This is a genomic window from Listeria aquatica FSL S10-1188 (genome assembly GCF_000525795.1).
GTDB classification, from domain to species: Bacteria; Bacillota; Bacilli; order Lactobacillales; family Listeriaceae; genus Listeria; species Listeria aquatica.
Genome location: NZ_AOCG01000014.1, coordinates 41,881 through 56,444, shown reverse-complemented (window position 1 = coordinate 56,444; position 14,564 = coordinate 41,881). Strand labels below are relative to the sequence as shown.

Below are 14,564 nucleotides of genomic sequence, written 5' to 3'. Positions count from 1 at the left end.
TTCGGTTGGCTGAAAGTGATAATTATCGCTTTAGTAGTAGCTTTTGCGATTCGCTATTTTTTGATTTCGCCGGTAACGGTTTACGGAGATTCCATGGATCCAACACTTCATGATGGTGAACATTTATTTATCAATAAACTTTCAACGCCGAAAAGGTTTGACATTATTGTTTTTCCAGCACCTGATGAAAAAGGTGCAGAATACATTAAACGAGTGATTGGGCTTCCAGGAGATAAGGTTGAATACAAAAAAGATACCCTCTATATTAATGGTAAAAAATATGATGAACCGTATTTAGAAGGGGAAAAAGAAAAAGTTGCAAATGGCTATTTAACGAATAACTTCAAACTTGAAGATTTGCCTGCAGTTAAAAATGCAAAAGTTGTGCCAAAAAATCATTTATTCGTTCTTGGTGATAATCGGCGTATCAGCAAAGATAGTCGCTACATCGGCTTTATTAGTGAAGATGATGTAATTGGAAAAGTTATTTCATTTGGCAGTTCACTAAAACGCTAAGAAATAGCCAGCAAACTTGTTTTCTTTACAATCAAAATGATTAATGGGATAATAAGAAAAAACTATTTGACGAGAAGCAGGCTTATTTTGAGAGGAAGTAGAAATTTTATGACAGAAGAAGTAAAGAAAAAATCCATTTGGAGACAAATTCTTAGCTGGGTACTTGTCATTTTAGTTGCAATTGGGATTGCAATGCTTGTGCGTACTTTTGTATTTGCACCAGTAAAAGTTGATGGCATGTCAATGTACCCTACGTATGAAGATGGTAACCGGATTTTTATTGAAAAGATAACAAAACCTGACCGATTTGATAAAATTGTGTTTGATGCACCGGTATCAACGGGAGATGAAGGGAAGTATTTCATCAAACGTGTAATCGGAGTTCCAGGCGATAAAATTGAATTTAAGAACGGTGCGCTTTATGTGAATGGCAAAAAGAAAAATGAGTCTTATTTGGCGAAGGACATGAAGACCTACCGAGAGCCAGGAGATGGTGATGGTGACTTTACGCTGAAAGATATCACGGGTTCCACAACGGTTCCTGATGGTAAACTTTTCGTTCTGGGAGATAACCGTGAAGGTAGCATGGACAGTCGAATATTTGGCTTTATTAATTCATCCGCTGTAGATGGTGTTGTTATGAACTTTGGCAAAAAATAAAATATAATGGAAAATCCGTGAAGCTACTTCACGGATTTTTGGCTATTCAGCGAGCTTTTTTTTCGTTTATAATAACACATAGAGGCTCGGAAGTTTGATTGAGGCGGTGCAAGTTGTGAAAGAAAAAAAATTTAAAAACACTTTGGGCGTGGATTTGGGCGCTTGTCGTGGCGATAATTTTAGCACTGATAATTCGCTTTTATTTATTTGTCCCAATCATGGTTGATGGTGTTTCGATGATGCCAACGCTACGGGACGGGGATCGAGTTATCATTAATCGCTTTGACAAAATTGAACGTTTTGACGTGATTGTGTTTCGTGAAGGAAAGACAGATTATATAAAGCGTGTTATAGGGCTTCCTGGCGATGAAATTGAATATAGATCTGATGTGCTTTATGTGAACGGGAAAAGGTATGAGGAGCCTTATTTAGATACTTATCGAAAAAAGATGAAGGAAGGCTATTTAACGGAAAACTATAGCACGAAAGAAATGCTAAAAGATGGTAAAGTTCCAAAAGATACTTATTTTGTTTTGGGAGATAATAGAAGAGCTAGCCGTGATAGTCGTATTGTCGGGCCGATTTCTAAAAGCAAAGTCCTTGGAACTGCACCACTTAGTTACTGGCCAATTGATAATGCAAAAATTATAAAGTAGGAGTATAGATGATGACAATTCAGTGGTTTCCAGGTCATATGGCCAAAGCGCGCCGTGAAGTGACGGAAAAATTAAAGTTAGTAGATGTGATTTTTGAGTTAGTGGATGCACGAATTCCTGTTTCATCTTCCAATCCCATGCTTGAAGAGATTATTCATCAGAAAAAAAGGGTGATCATCTTAAATAAAGCAGACATGGCAGATGAAAAGGTAACACAAGCTTGGATTCGACATTTTAAAGAAAAAGGACTTATAGCGGTTGCTGTGAACTCGCAGCAAGGAAAGAACATGCATGCGATTGAAAAGGCTGCTGAGGCTTTAATGGCAGAAAAGTTCGCTCGCTTAAGAGAACGCGGAATGCGACCTCGGGCTATTCGAGCAATGATTTTGGGGATTCCAAATGTCGGGAAGTCCACTTTGATTAACCGACTTGCCAAGAAAAATATTGCCAAAACAGGAAATAAACCGGGTGTGACGAAGGCGCAACAATGGATAAAGGTTGGGAAGGCACTGGAACTCCTTGATACACCAGGGATTTTGTGGCCGAAATTTGAAGATCAAGAAGTGGGTTATAAGCTAGCTTTAACTGGTGCGATTAAGGACGATTTGCTAAACATGGAAGATATTGCAGGGTTTGGTTTAACCTTTATCCATACGCACTACCCCAATCAGTTTCAACAGTGGAATCAAGTCGCGTCTAAGAGCGATACTGGGGCTGAGTGGCTGAAAGAAATTGCAGAACGGAAAGGGTTTCTTGATAGATACGGTGAAGCGGATTACGGGCGTGCAGCGGAGCTTGTGGTACGTGAGATTCGAACACAAAAAGTGGGAAGACTCTCTTTTGATTTTCCAGAAAAAGAGGAGATGAAACATGCAGAAAATGTCGATTGCTGAAGTGAAACGGCTACTTGCTGCGGTGAATTCTGAGGAAGAATTGCTAAGCTTTCGAGAAGATTCACGGAAAGGGATAATCAAACTTGTAAGTGCAGCTGAAAAACGTTTAGATAAGCAAAAAAAAGCTGCACGAACAGTTTGAACAAATGAAAGCTTATGAGCTGTTTTACAGAGAGCAAGGGTATTCGCAAATTGCAGGAGTTGATGAAGTGGGAAGAGGCCCGCTTGCTGGTCCTGTTGTCGCTGCAGCGGTAATTTTGCGGGAGGATTTTGAACTATTAGGAATGAATGATTCGAAACAACTCAGTGAAACGAAGCGTCTTTTTTATAGTGAAGAAATCAAAAAACAAGCGATTTCCTATGGGATTGGCGTCGTTTCTCATGAAGTGATCGATGAAATCAACATTTACGAGGCGACAAAGTGTGCGATGAAAGAGGCTTTAGAGAAGCTTTCGCCCCCTCCTGACTATACGTTAATCGATGCCATGCCACTTGGTCACTCCGAAAAAGAATGCTCGATCATTAAAGGCGATACTAAGAGCATTTCCATTGCTGCAGCTTCTATTTTAGCTAAAGTGGAACGAGACCGGATGATGCGTGAATTTGAATTGATTTATCCGGGATATGATTTCCAAAATAATATGGGATACGGAACGAAAAAGCACCTTGAAGGTCTGGAAAAACTTGGACCTTGTCCAATTCATCGTGTGAGTTTCGCTCCAGTAAAATCGTTTTTTGCTTAACTATTTGTTATGAAAAATCAAATGAAAGTTTGATAATGAGCTGTCTTTTAAAGGACAGCTTTTTTGCTAGCCTTAAAAAGCATTTTTGCGGATTTTACCTTCTTGATAACTTTCAGTAAGATGGCTAAAAGGAGGTCAATCTGATGAACTTTAAAATGAATCATGCAGAATGGGGAGAGCTTGCAAGTCTCCCTGCAAGAAGGCGAGCAGAGTTATTTGCTCGCTACCGAGCTCACCAATCTAAGAAAGAAATTTCAACTCTTTTGTCAAGCGAGGAACGGAAATGGATTAAAAGAAATTCGACTGATTTTCAAGCTTTTTTTGAGGAAGGGGGAAGAATCATTTTTTATGATGATGACAATTATCCGCGTTTGCTGCGTGAAATCACTTTTACTCCGCCACTTCTTTTTGGTAAGGGGAATTTTTCTTTACTAGAAAAAGAACTCATTACAGTAATCGGAACGCATCAAATGCGCCCTTATGGAAAAGCTGTTACGCGTTTTTTTACAAATGGACTCATGAAGTCGAAATTTGGAGTGCTTACGGGCACGTTAAATGGAACGGAGGAAACAGTTTTAAGAACGTCAGCTAGAATGGGAGGCGAAATCGTTTGCGTATTAGCGTCAGGCCATCACTCTTTGTTTCCAAAAAATAATCGGCAATTACTGGAAAAAATTGAACAAACGGGGGTAACGATAACTGAATATACGCCTGATACTGCATTTGACTCGCGTTTTTTGGAGGAGCGTAGCAGGCTATTAAGTGGAATTTCTAGAGGCGTATTACTCACGGAAGAAAAATCGCGAGGCGGTGCGCTCCTTACTGTTCAATATGCTGTTGAGCAAAATCGTGAAGTTTTTGTCGTTCCAGGAAATATTTTTTCGGATGGATCGGCAGGCGCTCATGATCTTATCATGGAGGGGGCGAGGCTTGTTGCGAATCCTCAACAGGTTGTCGAAAGTTTCTTATTTTAAGTAAATGGATTAATTTTTCATGAGAAAAAGGGGATTTAGCTTGCATTTCTAAAATTTTTGAGATAAGTTTGCTAAAGGGTAACAAAAACCTTCTATATTAAGTGCGTAAAATCTAGTTGAAGAAATATATAGATTGACAAACTTTTTTTTTACGGGCTATTATTGACTACTGAATCAAGTTGTTCGAACACTTTGGATAATTTGAACAGTAAAACGAGGCAAAAAATAAAAGGAAGATTGTTTATTTAGCCCGTTTATTTGACCCAATTAGGGAGGAAATGAATACATGGCAGACTATCTTGTTATTGTAGAATCACCAGCAAAAGCTAAAACAATTGAAAAATATCTCGGAAAAAAATATCAAGTGAAAGCTTCGATGGGACATGTTCGCGATTTGCCTAAAAGCCAGATGGGCGTTGATTTTGAACATAACTTTGAGCCTAAATATATTACGATCCGTGGTAAAGGACCTGTTTTAAAAGAATTGAAACAAGCGGCTAAAAAAGCTAAAAAAAGTTTATCTCGCAGCTGACCCCGACAGAGAAGGAGAGGCTATTGCATGGCATTTAGCGAATAGTTTAGAGCTTGACCAGACAGATGACCTGCGGGTTGTTTTTAATGAAATTACGAAGGATGCAGTGAAAGAATCTTTTAAACATCCGCGTAAGATTGACATGGATCTTGTTGATGCTCAACAAGCTCGGCGGGTGCTTGACAGACTTGTGGGTTACAACATTAGCCCCATTCTTTGGAAAAAAATCAAAAAAGGCTTAAGTGCAGGACGTGTTCAGTCGATTGCACTTCGTTTGATTATTGATCGTGAAAAAGAAATCAATAACTTTAAACCTGAAGAATACTGGACAATTGATGGGAATTTCAAAAAAGGTCGTAAATCGTTTCAAGCGAATTTTTACGGCGTAGATGGTAAAAAAGAAAAAAATTGGAAAATGCCGCGGATGTTAAAGCAGTCATGGCGAAAATTAAAGGTAAAGATTATGAAGTAATTGATGTTACGAAAAAGGAAAGACTTCGTAATCCAGCAGCTCCCTTTACAACTTCATCACTGCAACAAGAAGCTGCACGTAAACTGAATTTTAGAACGCGTAAAACGATGATGCTTGCTCAACAATTGTATGAAGGAATAAAACTTGGTAGACAAGGGACTGTTGGGTTAATCACTTACATGCGTACCGATTCTACTCGGATTTCTGATACAGCAACGAATGAAGCGTATAATTACATTGAAGAAAATTATGGAACAGATTTTGCCCGCAAGAAAAAACGGCAAGATAAGAATCAAAAAGGTTCACAAGATGCCCACGAAGCTATTCGACCTACAAGTGTTTTGCGTTCGCCGCAAGAAATGAAAGAATATCTAAGTCGGGATCAACTTCGACTTTATCGTTTGATCTGGGAGCGATTTGTTGCAAGCCAAATGACACCGGCTGTTCTTGATACTATGCGTGTTGATATGGAAAATAATGGCGTTCGCTTTCGAGCAAACGGTTCGAAAATCAAGTTCGCTGGTTTTATGAAGGTATATGTGGAAAGTAACGATGACAATAAAGAAGAAAAAGAAAATATTTTACCTGAGCTGAAAAAAAGGGGACAAAGTTACTTCGGAGTCGCTTGAACAGCGTCAGCATTTCACACAGCCACCTCCACGTTACACAGAAGCTAGACTGGTACGTACTTTGGAAGAAATTGGGGTAGGTAGACCTTCTACGTATTCCCCGACGATTGATACCATCCAGCGTCGTAATTATGTTTCGCTTACGAATAAGCGATTTGCGCCAACTGAACTTGGAGAAATTGTGAATGAAATGATTTCTGAATATTTCCCGGAAATTTTAGATGTTAGCTTTACAGCTGATATGGAAAATGATCTGGATGAAATTGAGCACGGTAAAATGCAGTGGATCAAAGTCATTGATGAGTTTTACAAACAATTTGAACCACATGTAAAACGCGCCGATGAAGAAATGGAAAAAATCGAAATCAAAGATGAACCCGCAGGAATTGATTGTGATGTTTGCGGAGCTCCGATGGTATATAAAATGGGAAAATATGGTAAGTTTTTAGCTTGCAGTCGTTTTCCTGAATGTCGTAATACAAAAGCTATTGTAAAAGAAATTGGGGTTACTTGCCCGAAATGTCGGGAAGGTCAAGTGATTGAAAGAAAGAGCAAGAAGAACCGAATTTTTTATGGATGCAATCGGTACCCAGATTGTGATTATGTTTCTTGGGATAAACCAGTTGAACGGCCTTGTCCAAAATGCGGCGAGCATGCCCTCGTTGAGAAGAAATTGAAAAAAGGCGTTCAAGTCCAGTGTACGAATTGTGATTACAAAGAAGAAACACAAAAATAGGCGGAGATCTGATCGAAGGAGGAAGTTAGTTGGAAAAGACGGTCAATGTAATTGGAGCGGGCTTAGCTGGAAGTGAAGCAGCTTGGCAACTCGCGAAGCGTGGAGTAAAAGTGCATTTATATGAAATGCGTCCAGTGAAGCAAACGCCAGCCCACCATACGGATAAATTTGCTGAGCTAGTTTGTACGAACTCACTTCGTGCAAATGGTTTAACAAATGCGGTTGGAGTTATCAAAGAAGAAATGCGAATGCTTGATTCGATTATTATAAAAGCGGCTGATCGAGCTTCTGTTCCGGCTGGAGGTGCGCTCGCTGTTGACCGTCATGAATTTTCCGGCTATGTAACTGAACAAGTGAAAAATCATCCGCTTGTAACGGTCTTTAACGAAGAAGTGACAGCAATACCAGAAGGCCCGACAATTATTGCAACGGGTCCACTGACGAGTGAAGCGTTAGCCGAAGAAATTCGCAAAGTTACTGGAGAAGATTATCTGTATTTTTATGATGCGGCAGCTCCAATTATCGAAAAAGATAGTATTGATATGGAAAAAGTTTATTTAAAATCTCGTTATGATAAAGGTGAAGCGGCATATCTCAATTGTCCAATGACACAAGAAGAATTTACTGCGTTCTATGAAGCCTTGATTAGTGCAGAAACTGCTGAGTTAAAGAGCTTTGAAAAAGAGGTTTTCTTTGAAGGGTGTATGCCAATTGAAGTGATGGCGAAACGTGGGATTAAAACCATGCTGTTTGGTCCTCTTAAACCAGTTGGCCTTGAAGATCCAAAGACTGGAAAACGTCCTTATGCGGTCCTTCAGCTTCGTCAAGACGATGCGGCTGGAACACTTTACAATATGGTAGGTTTTCAAACTCATTTGAAGTGGGGCGAACAAAAACGTGTCTTTCAAATGATTCCTGGTTTAGAAAATGCGGAAATTATCCGCTATGGAGTGATGCATCGGAATACATTTATTAATTCTCCGAAGGCGATGCAAAGTACCTATCAATTAAAGACTCGTAAGGATTTGTTCTTTGCAGGTCAAATGACAGGGGTTGAAGGCTACGTGGAATCAGCTGCTAGTGGTCTTGCCGCTGGGATTAATGCTGCGCGCTTTGTATCTTCGGAAGAACCAATTGTGTTTCCAAGAGAAAGTGCGATCGGAAGTATGGCTAATTATATTACTTCTACGAATACCAAAACCTTTCAACCGATGAATGTAAACTTCGGTTTGTTCCCAGAACTACCTGAAAAAATTCGTGCTAAACAAGAACGCAATGCTAAATTAGCTGAAAGAGCGTTAGCTGCTATAAAAAGTGTTGCAGAAGAATTATAAAACGACTATAATGGATAAGGGCTAGTGTGCTAGCCTTTATCTTCTTTTGATTTCATTTGTTTGAATAGTCCAACTTTTATACAGTAGGTTTGACAGATTGACTATAGCTTTCAAATCGCTTGAATTGACGCGGATTCTAATTTAATTGGAAATGTTGTGAAAAATGCGTAAAATTATTGCAACTCGCTTTTCCTTGTGTTACGATGGAGTTGTTTGAGAGGTGGATTTATCATGGAAGAAGAGCAGTTTTTACCCAAGTTTATGGATTATCTTCGAGTGGAAAGAAACTATTCGGATAATACGGAAATTGCCTATTTTGAGGATATTCATGATTTTCAAACTTTTTTTAAATCAACAAGCAATTGAAAGCTTCACGGAGGTGGACTATTTAGTTGTTCGTTTATATTTAACTATGCTCAATGAACGACAATTTTCTCGCACTTCTGTCGCACGAAAGATTTCAAGTTTGCGTAGTTTTTATCATTTTTTGATTCGTGAGGGTGTGATTTCTGACAATCCATTTACATATGTCTCGCACGCAAAAAAAAGATCTCAGGCTTCCAAAGTTTTTCTATAACGAAGAAATGGAAGCTTTATTTCAGGTCGTTTATGAAAATGATGAACCACTTACACTTCGTAATCGTGTTATTCTAGAACTGCTTTATGGAACTGGGATACGTGTTTCTGAAGCCGCGCAGATACAGCTTTCGGACATCGATAATACCTATCAAGCTATTTTGATTAAAGGGAAGGGAAACAAAGAAAGATATGTTCCATATGGCTCTTTTTTAGAGGATGCGCTTAGTGTATATCTTGAAAAGGGACGAGCTATTCTTTCAAACAAATATCATAAACATCATGATGCTTTACTTATAAATCACTACGCCGATCCGCTTTCAACACGTGGCATTCGCTATTGTTTAACGAAGACCATCGAAAAAGCAGCTTTGACAAGAAAGATTCATCCGCATATGTTGCGTCATACGTTTGCAACGGATCTTTTGAACAATGGAGCGGATATGCGAACGGTTCAGGAACTTTTAGGACATGCGAGTTTATCTTCTACACAAATCTATACCCATGTTACTAAAGAACATCTCAAAACTACTTATATGAAGCATCATCCTCGGGCATGAAAAATAGGAGGTAGTTGACTAATGGAATTGCATGCAACGACAATTTTTGCTATTAAGCATAATGGTAAGGGTGCAATGGCTGGTGACGGGCAGGTAACACTTGGTGAATCAGTGGTGATGAAGCATACGGCTCGAAAGGTAAGACGTTTGTTTCACGACCGAGTGATTGCTGGCTTTGCAGGTTCAGTTGCAGACGCTTTTACGTTGTTTGAAAAATTTGAAAGTAAACTAAATGAATATAATGGGAATCTTGAACGCGCAGCTGTTGAGCTTGCTAAAGAATGGCGCAGTGACAATGCGCTTCGAAAACTAGAAGCCATGTTAATCGTAATGGATGAAGAAACTCTGTTACTCGTTTCTGGAACAGGGGAAGTTATAGAACCAGATGATGGGATCCTTGCAATCGGCTCTGGTGGGAATTATGCACTTGCTGCTGGTCGTGCACTCATGCGTCACATCGGAGAGGATATGGAAGCAAAAGAAATTGCGAAACATGCCCTTGAAATTGCTTCAGAGATTTGTGTTTTTACAAATGGCAACATTATCGTAGAAGAATTATAAAGAGGTGATAGAGGTGGAAAATGGAGCAACTTCTCAATTAACACCACGTCAAATTGTTGAAAAACTGGATCAATATATCATTGGTCAAACCGGCGCTAAAAAATCAGTCGCTGTTGCCCTTAGAAATCGCTATCGCCGAATGATGATGGATGAAGCGATGCGTGATGAAATCATTCCCAAAAATATTTTAATGATTGGTCCAACTGGTGTTGGGAAAACAGAAATTGCGCGCCGAATTGCAAAAATCGTCAAAGCACCTTTTACGAAAGTAGAGGCTACGAAATTCACAGAAGTGGGTTACGTTGGGCGTGATGTTGAATCAATGGTTCGTGATCTGGTAGAAGTTTCTGTTCGACTAGTCAAAGAAGAAAAAATGCAAACGGTTCGTTTTAAAGCAGAAAAAAAATGCTGAAAAGAAAATTATTAAGCTTCTTGCCCCAGCAGACAAGAAAAAACAAACGACTTCACAAAATCCATTTGAAGCGTTGTTTCAAAATGCGTCTCGTTCTTCAGAAGAAGAAAGTGAACCCGTTGATGAAACGTTGAAGCAAAAGCGTAATCAGCTTGAGTATCGACTAGAGCGCGGAGAACTTGATGATGAGATGGTAACGGTCGAAGTTACCGAACAGCAAAATCCGATGTTTGACATGATGCGTGGCGGGGGAATGGATCAATTAGCAGGTATGCAGGAAGCTTTTTCTAGTCTCTTGCCGAAAAATAAAAAGAAACGCAGGGTGACGGTGAAAGAAGCTAAGAAAATCTTATTTGAAGATGAAGCTTCAAAACTCATTGATCAAGAAGAAGTTGCAGCATTAGCTGTTAGAAGAGCTGAGCAGACAGGAATTATCTTTATTGATGAAATCGATAAAGTCGCAACAAAAGAAAGCGGAAATGGTGCTCAAGTATCGCGAGAAGGAGTTCAGCGTGATATTCTTCCGATTGTCGAAGGGTCTCAAGTGGTGACGAAATATGGACTTGTGAATACAGAATTCATTTTATTTATTGCGGCTGGAGCTTTCCATATGTCGAAACCATCTGATTTAATTCCTGAGCTCCAAGGTCGTTTTCCGATTCGAATTGAACTTGATAAATTATCGCAAGAAGATTTTGTCAAGATTTTAACTGAACCGGACAACGCACTGATTAAGCAATATAAAGCACTGCTTCGTTCAGAAGGTATTGAACTTATTTTTACAAAAGAAGCTGTTGCAAGACTTGCTGAAATTGCTTTTCAAGTCAACCAAGAAACAGATAATATCGGCGCTAGACGTCTTCACACGATTCTTGAAAAATTACTTGAAGATCTGCTATTTGAAGCACCTGACATCAACTTAGATCAAGTGACGATTACGGAAAAATATGTAAATGAAAAACTCGATTCGATTATGCAAAGCAAAGATTTGACCCAATTTATTTTATAAAATTTTAGGAGGAGCTAATTATGAGCTTATTAGAAAAAACAAGAAAGATTAATGCAATGTTACAAAATACTTCAGGAAAAACAGTTAACTTTAAAGAAATGGCAGATACACTGAGTGATGTGATCGAAGCCAATACGTATATCGTTAGTCGTAAAGGAAAACTTCTTGGTTATTCAGAAATTTTACCCATTGAAAATGAACGTATGAAACAAATGCTTTCTGAACGTCAATTCCCGGAAGAATATACACAAAGTTTGTTTAATGTGAATGAAACTTCTGCAAACCTAGAAGTTTCAAGCCAATATACTGCTTTCCCAATTGAAAATACTGACTTATTCACCAAAGGTTTAACAACAATCGTTCCTGTTTTAGGCGGAGGAGAGCGCCTTGGAACTCTTATTTTATCACGTATGGAAAATAATTTTACAGATGATGATCTTTTACTTGCTGAATACGGAAGCACTGTTGTAGGCATGGAAATTCTACATGAAAAAGCGGAAGAAATTGAAGAAGAAGCGCGTAGCCGTGCTGTCGTACAAATGGCAATCAGCTCGCTTTCATATAGTGAACTTGAAGCAATTGAACACATCTTTGATGAATTAAATGGAAAAGAAGGCTTATTAGTAGCTTCTAAAATTGCTGACCGCGTAGGAATTACTCGTTCAGTTATCGTCAATGCACTTCGTAAATTAGAAAGTGCTGGCGTCATTGATTCACGCTCACTAGGAATGAAAGGAACCTTTATCCGTGTATTAAATGATAAATTCCTAGTTGAACTTGAAAAACTAAAAAATAGCTAAATTTAAAGATAAAAGTCTCCTGCTTTCTAGAACTATTCTAGGCAACTAGAAAGCAAGGGGCTTTTTATTATGCTCAGATTTCTTTTTTCTCCGATAATTTGCTAAAATAGAAAAGGATATTGTTTTTTGGAGGGACCAGTTTATGTTATATACGGAAACCAAAATAGAAGTTCGCTACGCAGAAACGGATCAAATGGGCGTTGTCTATCACGCTAATTATCTTGTATGGATGGAGCTTGGGCGGAACCACTTCATCGAAGAAAGCCTCGGCCTCCGTTATTATGACATGGAGCAGCTCGGCTTTTTATCGCCAGTTATTGATGTTTCGATTCATTACGGAAAACCACTGCGTTACGGGCAAGAAGCGATTGTTAAGACTTGGTTATTAGCCTACGATGGCTTACGCGTCACATATGGCTATGAAATTTGTTATGCAGATAGTGGCGAAATTGCAATTACAGGTGAGACAAAACACGTTTGTGTAACAAAAGACGATTTTAAACCGGTTGCGCTAAAACGAGAGTTAAAAGACTGGCATGAAAAATATTTACAAGCGCTTGAGGAAGGATGAAAAAAATGGCCTTTGGTGTACAACGTGAGGAATTAATAGCGTTTAAAAAAAAGGCAGAACAAGGTGAGGTTGCGCTTTTAACACATTACTGGCTTGATGACCGGTTTCCTAATTCTAAAACCGTGACGAAAGCTGCAAGCGCTGACATTGAAGCCTTAAAAAGATGGGGCAGAAAATATCATTTACCGGAAAATTATATTGATTACGGGCATAAGGATCTACCTCATTATGATTTGTTCGGTGATATTCAACTGAAAATTTTGGAAGAAGAAGGAAAATGGGACCAAATTGATCGGTTTCATTTGAGGGGAGATACGGAATGATTAAATTAGAAAATGAGTCGCTACTTGTTGAATTAACGGAACAGGGAGCTGAACTAACACGAATTTACCACAAGAAAACAGGACTAGACTATTTGTGGGATGCCGAAAAAGCATTTTGGGGAAGACATGCACCAATTTTATTTCCGACTGTGGGCCGTTTAGTGGACGATACCTATTATGTAGATGGGGAGGCCTTTCACTTAACGCAACATGGTTTTGCACGGGACAAAACGTTTACTGCAGTTGAATTAGTCGGAAATCAAGCCATACTTGAGCTAGAGGCTGATGATAAATCGAAACTCATCTATCCTTTTTCTTTTCGCTTAAGAGTTACTTATACGCTACTTGAGGATCAAGTTCAAGTTGAGTATCAAGTTGAAAACACAGACAAAGAGCGAATTTATTTTTCTATCGGTGCGCACCCCGCATTCAACGTTCCACTTACAGAAGGAACGAAATTTGAGGACTACTATCTTGATTTTGGTCAAAAAGAAAAACTTGATACACTTTTACTTGAAGGACCTTATCGCAGTGGGAAATTAAAGCCGCTAGCCGATGAAAAAACTGAGACACTAGCACTTGACTATTCCTTATTTGAAAACGATGCGCTTATCTTTGAAGGACTAAATGGAAATGAAATAGCTATTCGTTCGAAAAAACATCCACATTTCGTTAAGGTTTCCTTCCCTCATTTTCCTTTTGTTGGCATCTGGACACCAGGGGACGGTGCACCATTTTTATGTATAGAACCCTGGTTTGGAATCGCAGATAGTATTGGGGAGTCCGTTGAGCTTCGAGATAAAGCGGGAATCGAGCATTTGGATCCTGAAGCCATTTTTACGTCAGAATACAGCATTCAACTTGGATAAAAAAAGAATTCAGCGTACTTAGGTACGCTGAATTCCTTTGCTTTACATCTTACATCCAAGTGATTTTCGGTTCTTCGCCATTTCGAATTCGCTTAATATTAGCACGGTGCCGCCAAATAATGAATAAAGCTAAGCATGTGATGAGCACGATTAAAATCACATCACCCATAAAAAGGGAAATGATAAATGCGGCAACAGCTGCAACCATTGAGCTTAAAGATACATATTTGCTGATCTTAAGTGTTAAAAGAAAGACAACGATAGCAGCAATGAATAGAAGTGGTGCATAAGCGAGCACGACACCGGCAGAAGTAGCGACGGCTTTTCCCCCGCGGAAGCTAGCAAAGATAGGGAAACTATGCCCAATGATCGCAAAAACGCCCGTTAGCAACATAAAATGGGCATCAAGTTGTGGTAAAAAGAAAAACGGTAGTAGCGTTGCAAGTGATCCTTTTAAGATATCAATGACAGTGACAACAGAACCTGCCTTTACCCCGAGAACGCGAAATGAGTTTGTAGCACCTAAGTTTCCGCTACCGAATTCTCGAATATCTTTTTTATAAAATAGCTTTCCAATCCAAAGGCCAGACGGAATGGATCCGATGATATATGCGGCGAGGCACAGTAACACCAATTTGGTAATCATTTTAAAACCCCTTTTGTAACGGTATTTGCTGTTATGAATTATAGCATAGTTTACATCGAAATGGTGAAAAAGCGAGGAATTTGCTACCTCTT

General features: G+C 39.1%; 14 protein-coding genes and 5 pseudogenes. 18 read left to right on the top strand and 1 reads right to left on the bottom strand.

Features of this window, described 5'->3' with window-relative positions; genetic code table 11:
• The first annotated feature begins 9 nt into the window (after positions 1-9).
• The 18 genes and pseudogenes from lepB (MAQA_RS11460) to MAQA_RS11390 all read left to right on the top strand — a co-directional run bounded on the left by lepB (MAQA_RS11460) (position 10) and on the right by MAQA_RS11390 (position 13,826).
• Positions 10-516 (top strand): type I signal peptidase SipX, encoded by a 507-nt coding sequence (lepB, locus tag MAQA_RS11460; RefSeq protein WP_277619984.1) that lies wholly within the window; start codon positions 10-12, stop codon positions 514-516.
• A gap of 108 nt (positions 517-624) precedes the next feature.
• Complete coding sequence (gene sipY, locus MAQA_RS11455; protein WP_036074077.1) at positions 625-1,176, top strand: type I signal peptidase SipY; 552 nt, start codon at positions 625-627, stop codon at positions 1,174-1,176.
• A 167-nt stretch (positions 1,177-1,343) separates the two neighbouring features.
• Positions 1,344-1,832: a type I signal peptidase SipZ gene (gene lepB, locus MAQA_RS11450; protein WP_420911947.1), complete on the top strand. Its 489-nt coding sequence runs from the start codon at positions 1,344-1,346 to the stop codon at positions 1,830-1,832.
• A gap of 11 nt (positions 1,833-1,843) precedes the next feature.
• The gene (gene ylqF / locus MAQA_RS11445) at positions 1,844-2,725 is read left to right on the top strand and encodes a ribosome biogenesis GTPase YlqF (RefSeq protein WP_036074073.1); all 882 of its coding nucleotides are present in this window, start codon (positions 1,844-1,846) and stop codon (positions 2,723-2,725) included.
• A pseudogene (locus tag MAQA_RS11440) lies at positions 2,703-3,468 on the top strand (ribonuclease HII). The gene ylqF and the pseudogene MAQA_RS11440 overlap by 23 nt, the downstream one beginning before the upstream one ends.
• Before the next feature lie 143 nt (positions 3,469-3,611).
• The gene (locus MAQA_RS11435) at positions 3,612-4,442 is read left to right on the top strand and encodes a DNA-processing protein DprA (protein ID WP_036074071.1); all 831 of its coding nucleotides are present in this window, start codon (positions 3,612-3,614) and stop codon (positions 4,440-4,442) included.
• Positions 4,443-4,728: 286 nt separating this feature from the next.
• Positions 4,729-4,974, top strand: a complete 246-nt coding sequence (locus MAQA_RS16690; RefSeq protein WP_420911946.1) for a toprim domain-containing protein — start codon at positions 4,729-4,731, stop codon at positions 4,972-4,974.
• A 22-nt stretch (positions 4,975-4,996) separates the two neighbouring features.
• Positions 4,997-6,075: pseudogene (gene topA / locus MAQA_RS16685) on the top strand (type I DNA topoisomerase).
• A 31-nt stretch (positions 6,076-6,106) separates the two neighbouring features.
• Positions 6,107-6,313, top strand: a pseudogene (locus tag MAQA_RS16680) (DNA topoisomerase); the annotation flags it as partial.
• A gap of 3 nt (positions 6,314-6,316) precedes the next feature.
• Positions 6,317-6,811 carry a DNA topoisomerase family protein gene (locus tag MAQA_RS16675; RefSeq protein WP_420911948.1) on the top strand — a complete coding sequence of 165 codons (495 nt, stop codon included), beginning with the start codon at positions 6,317-6,319 and terminating at the stop codon, positions 6,809-6,811.
• Positions 6,812-6,840: 29 nt separating this feature from the next.
• Complete coding sequence (gene trmFO / locus MAQA_RS11425; RefSeq protein ID WP_036074068.1) at positions 6,841-8,145, top strand: FADH(2)-oxidizing methylenetetrahydrofolate--tRNA-(uracil(54)-C(5))-methyltransferase TrmFO; 1,305 nt, start codon at positions 6,841-6,843, stop codon at positions 8,143-8,145.
• 231 nt (positions 8,146-8,376) lie between these two features.
• Positions 8,377-9,281: pseudogene (gene xerC, locus MAQA_RS11420) on the top strand (tyrosine recombinase XerC).
• 21 nt (positions 9,282-9,302) lie between these two features.
• The gene (gene hslV, locus MAQA_RS11415) at positions 9,303-9,842 is read left to right on the top strand and encodes an ATP-dependent protease subunit HslV (protein WP_036074065.1); all 540 of its coding nucleotides are present in this window, start codon (positions 9,303-9,305) and stop codon (positions 9,840-9,842) included.
• Positions 9,843-9,855: 13 nt separating this feature from the next.
• Positions 9,856-11,263, top strand: a pseudogene (hslU, locus tag MAQA_RS11410) (ATP-dependent protease ATPase subunit HslU).
• A 20-nt stretch (positions 11,264-11,283) separates the two neighbouring features.
• A complete protein-coding gene (gene codY, locus MAQA_RS11405) occupies positions 11,284-12,063 on the top strand; it encodes a GTP-sensing pleiotropic transcriptional regulator CodY (protein WP_036074062.1) in 780 nt (259 codons plus the stop codon).
• A gap of 142 nt (positions 12,064-12,205) precedes the next feature.
• Positions 12,206-12,634, top strand: a complete 429-nt coding sequence (locus MAQA_RS11400; RefSeq protein WP_036074059.1) for an acyl-CoA thioesterase — start codon at positions 12,206-12,208, stop codon at positions 12,632-12,634.
• Between the two features lie 5 nt (positions 12,635-12,639).
• Positions 12,640-12,957, top strand: coding sequence for a hypothetical protein (locus MAQA_RS11395; RefSeq protein ID WP_036074147.1), 318 nt, complete (start codon positions 12,640-12,642; stop codon positions 12,955-12,957).
• Positions 12,954-13,826 carry an aldose 1-epimerase family protein gene (locus MAQA_RS11390; RefSeq protein ID WP_036074057.1) on the top strand — a complete coding sequence of 291 codons (873 nt, stop codon included), beginning with the start codon at positions 12,954-12,956 and terminating at the stop codon, positions 13,824-13,826. The genes MAQA_RS11395 and MAQA_RS11390 overlap by 4 nt, the downstream gene beginning before the upstream one ends.
• Positions 13,827-13,875: 49 nt before the next feature.
• Here the strand turns inward: MAQA_RS11390 and plsY are convergent, their stop codons facing one another.
• A complete protein-coding gene (gene plsY / locus MAQA_RS11385) occupies positions 13,876-14,472 on the bottom strand; it encodes a glycerol-3-phosphate 1-O-acyltransferase PlsY (protein ID WP_036074056.1) in 597 nt (198 codons plus the stop codon).
• Positions 14,473-14,564: the final 92 nt, after the last annotated feature.

What these genes read in the sequence shown, in the direction of transcription:
- sipY (WP_036074077.1), top strand. Translation starts at nt 625, where the DNA reads ATGACAGAAGAAGTAAAGAAAAAATCCATTTGGAGACAAATTCTTAGC.
- ylqF (WP_036074073.1), top strand. Translation starts at nt 1,844, where the DNA reads ATGACAATTCAGTGGTTTCCAGGTCATATGGCCAAAGCGCGCCGTGAA.
- MAQA_RS11435 (WP_036074071.1), top strand. Translation starts at nt 3,612, where the DNA reads ATGAACTTTAAAATGAATCATGCAGAATGGGGAGAGCTTGCAAGTCTC.
- MAQA_RS16690 (WP_420911946.1), top strand. Translation starts at nt 4,729, where the DNA reads ATGGCAGACTATCTTGTTATTGTAGAATCACCAGCAAAAGCTAAAACA.
- MAQA_RS16675 (WP_420911948.1), top strand. Translation starts at nt 6,317, where the DNA reads ATGGAAAATGATCTGGATGAAATTGAGCACGGTAAAATGCAGTGGATC.
- hslV (WP_036074065.1), top strand. Translation starts at nt 9,303, where the DNA reads ATGGAATTGCATGCAACGACAATTTTTGCTATTAAGCATAATGGTAAG.
- codY (WP_036074062.1), top strand. Translation starts at nt 11,284, where the DNA reads ATGAGCTTATTAGAAAAAACAAGAAAGATTAATGCAATGTTACAAAAT.
- MAQA_RS11400 (WP_036074059.1), top strand. Translation starts at nt 12,206, where the DNA reads ATGTTATATACGGAAACCAAAATAGAAGTTCGCTACGCAGAAACGGAT.
- MAQA_RS11395 (WP_036074147.1), top strand. Translation starts at nt 12,640, where the DNA reads ATGGCCTTTGGTGTACAACGTGAGGAATTAATAGCGTTTAAAAAAAAG.
- MAQA_RS11390 (WP_036074057.1), top strand. Translation starts at nt 12,954, where the DNA reads ATGATTAAATTAGAAAATGAGTCGCTACTTGTTGAATTAACGGAACAG.
- plsY (WP_036074056.1), bottom strand. Translation starts at nt 14,472, where the DNA reads ATGATTACCAAATTGGTGTTACTGTGCCTCGCCGCATATATCATCGGA.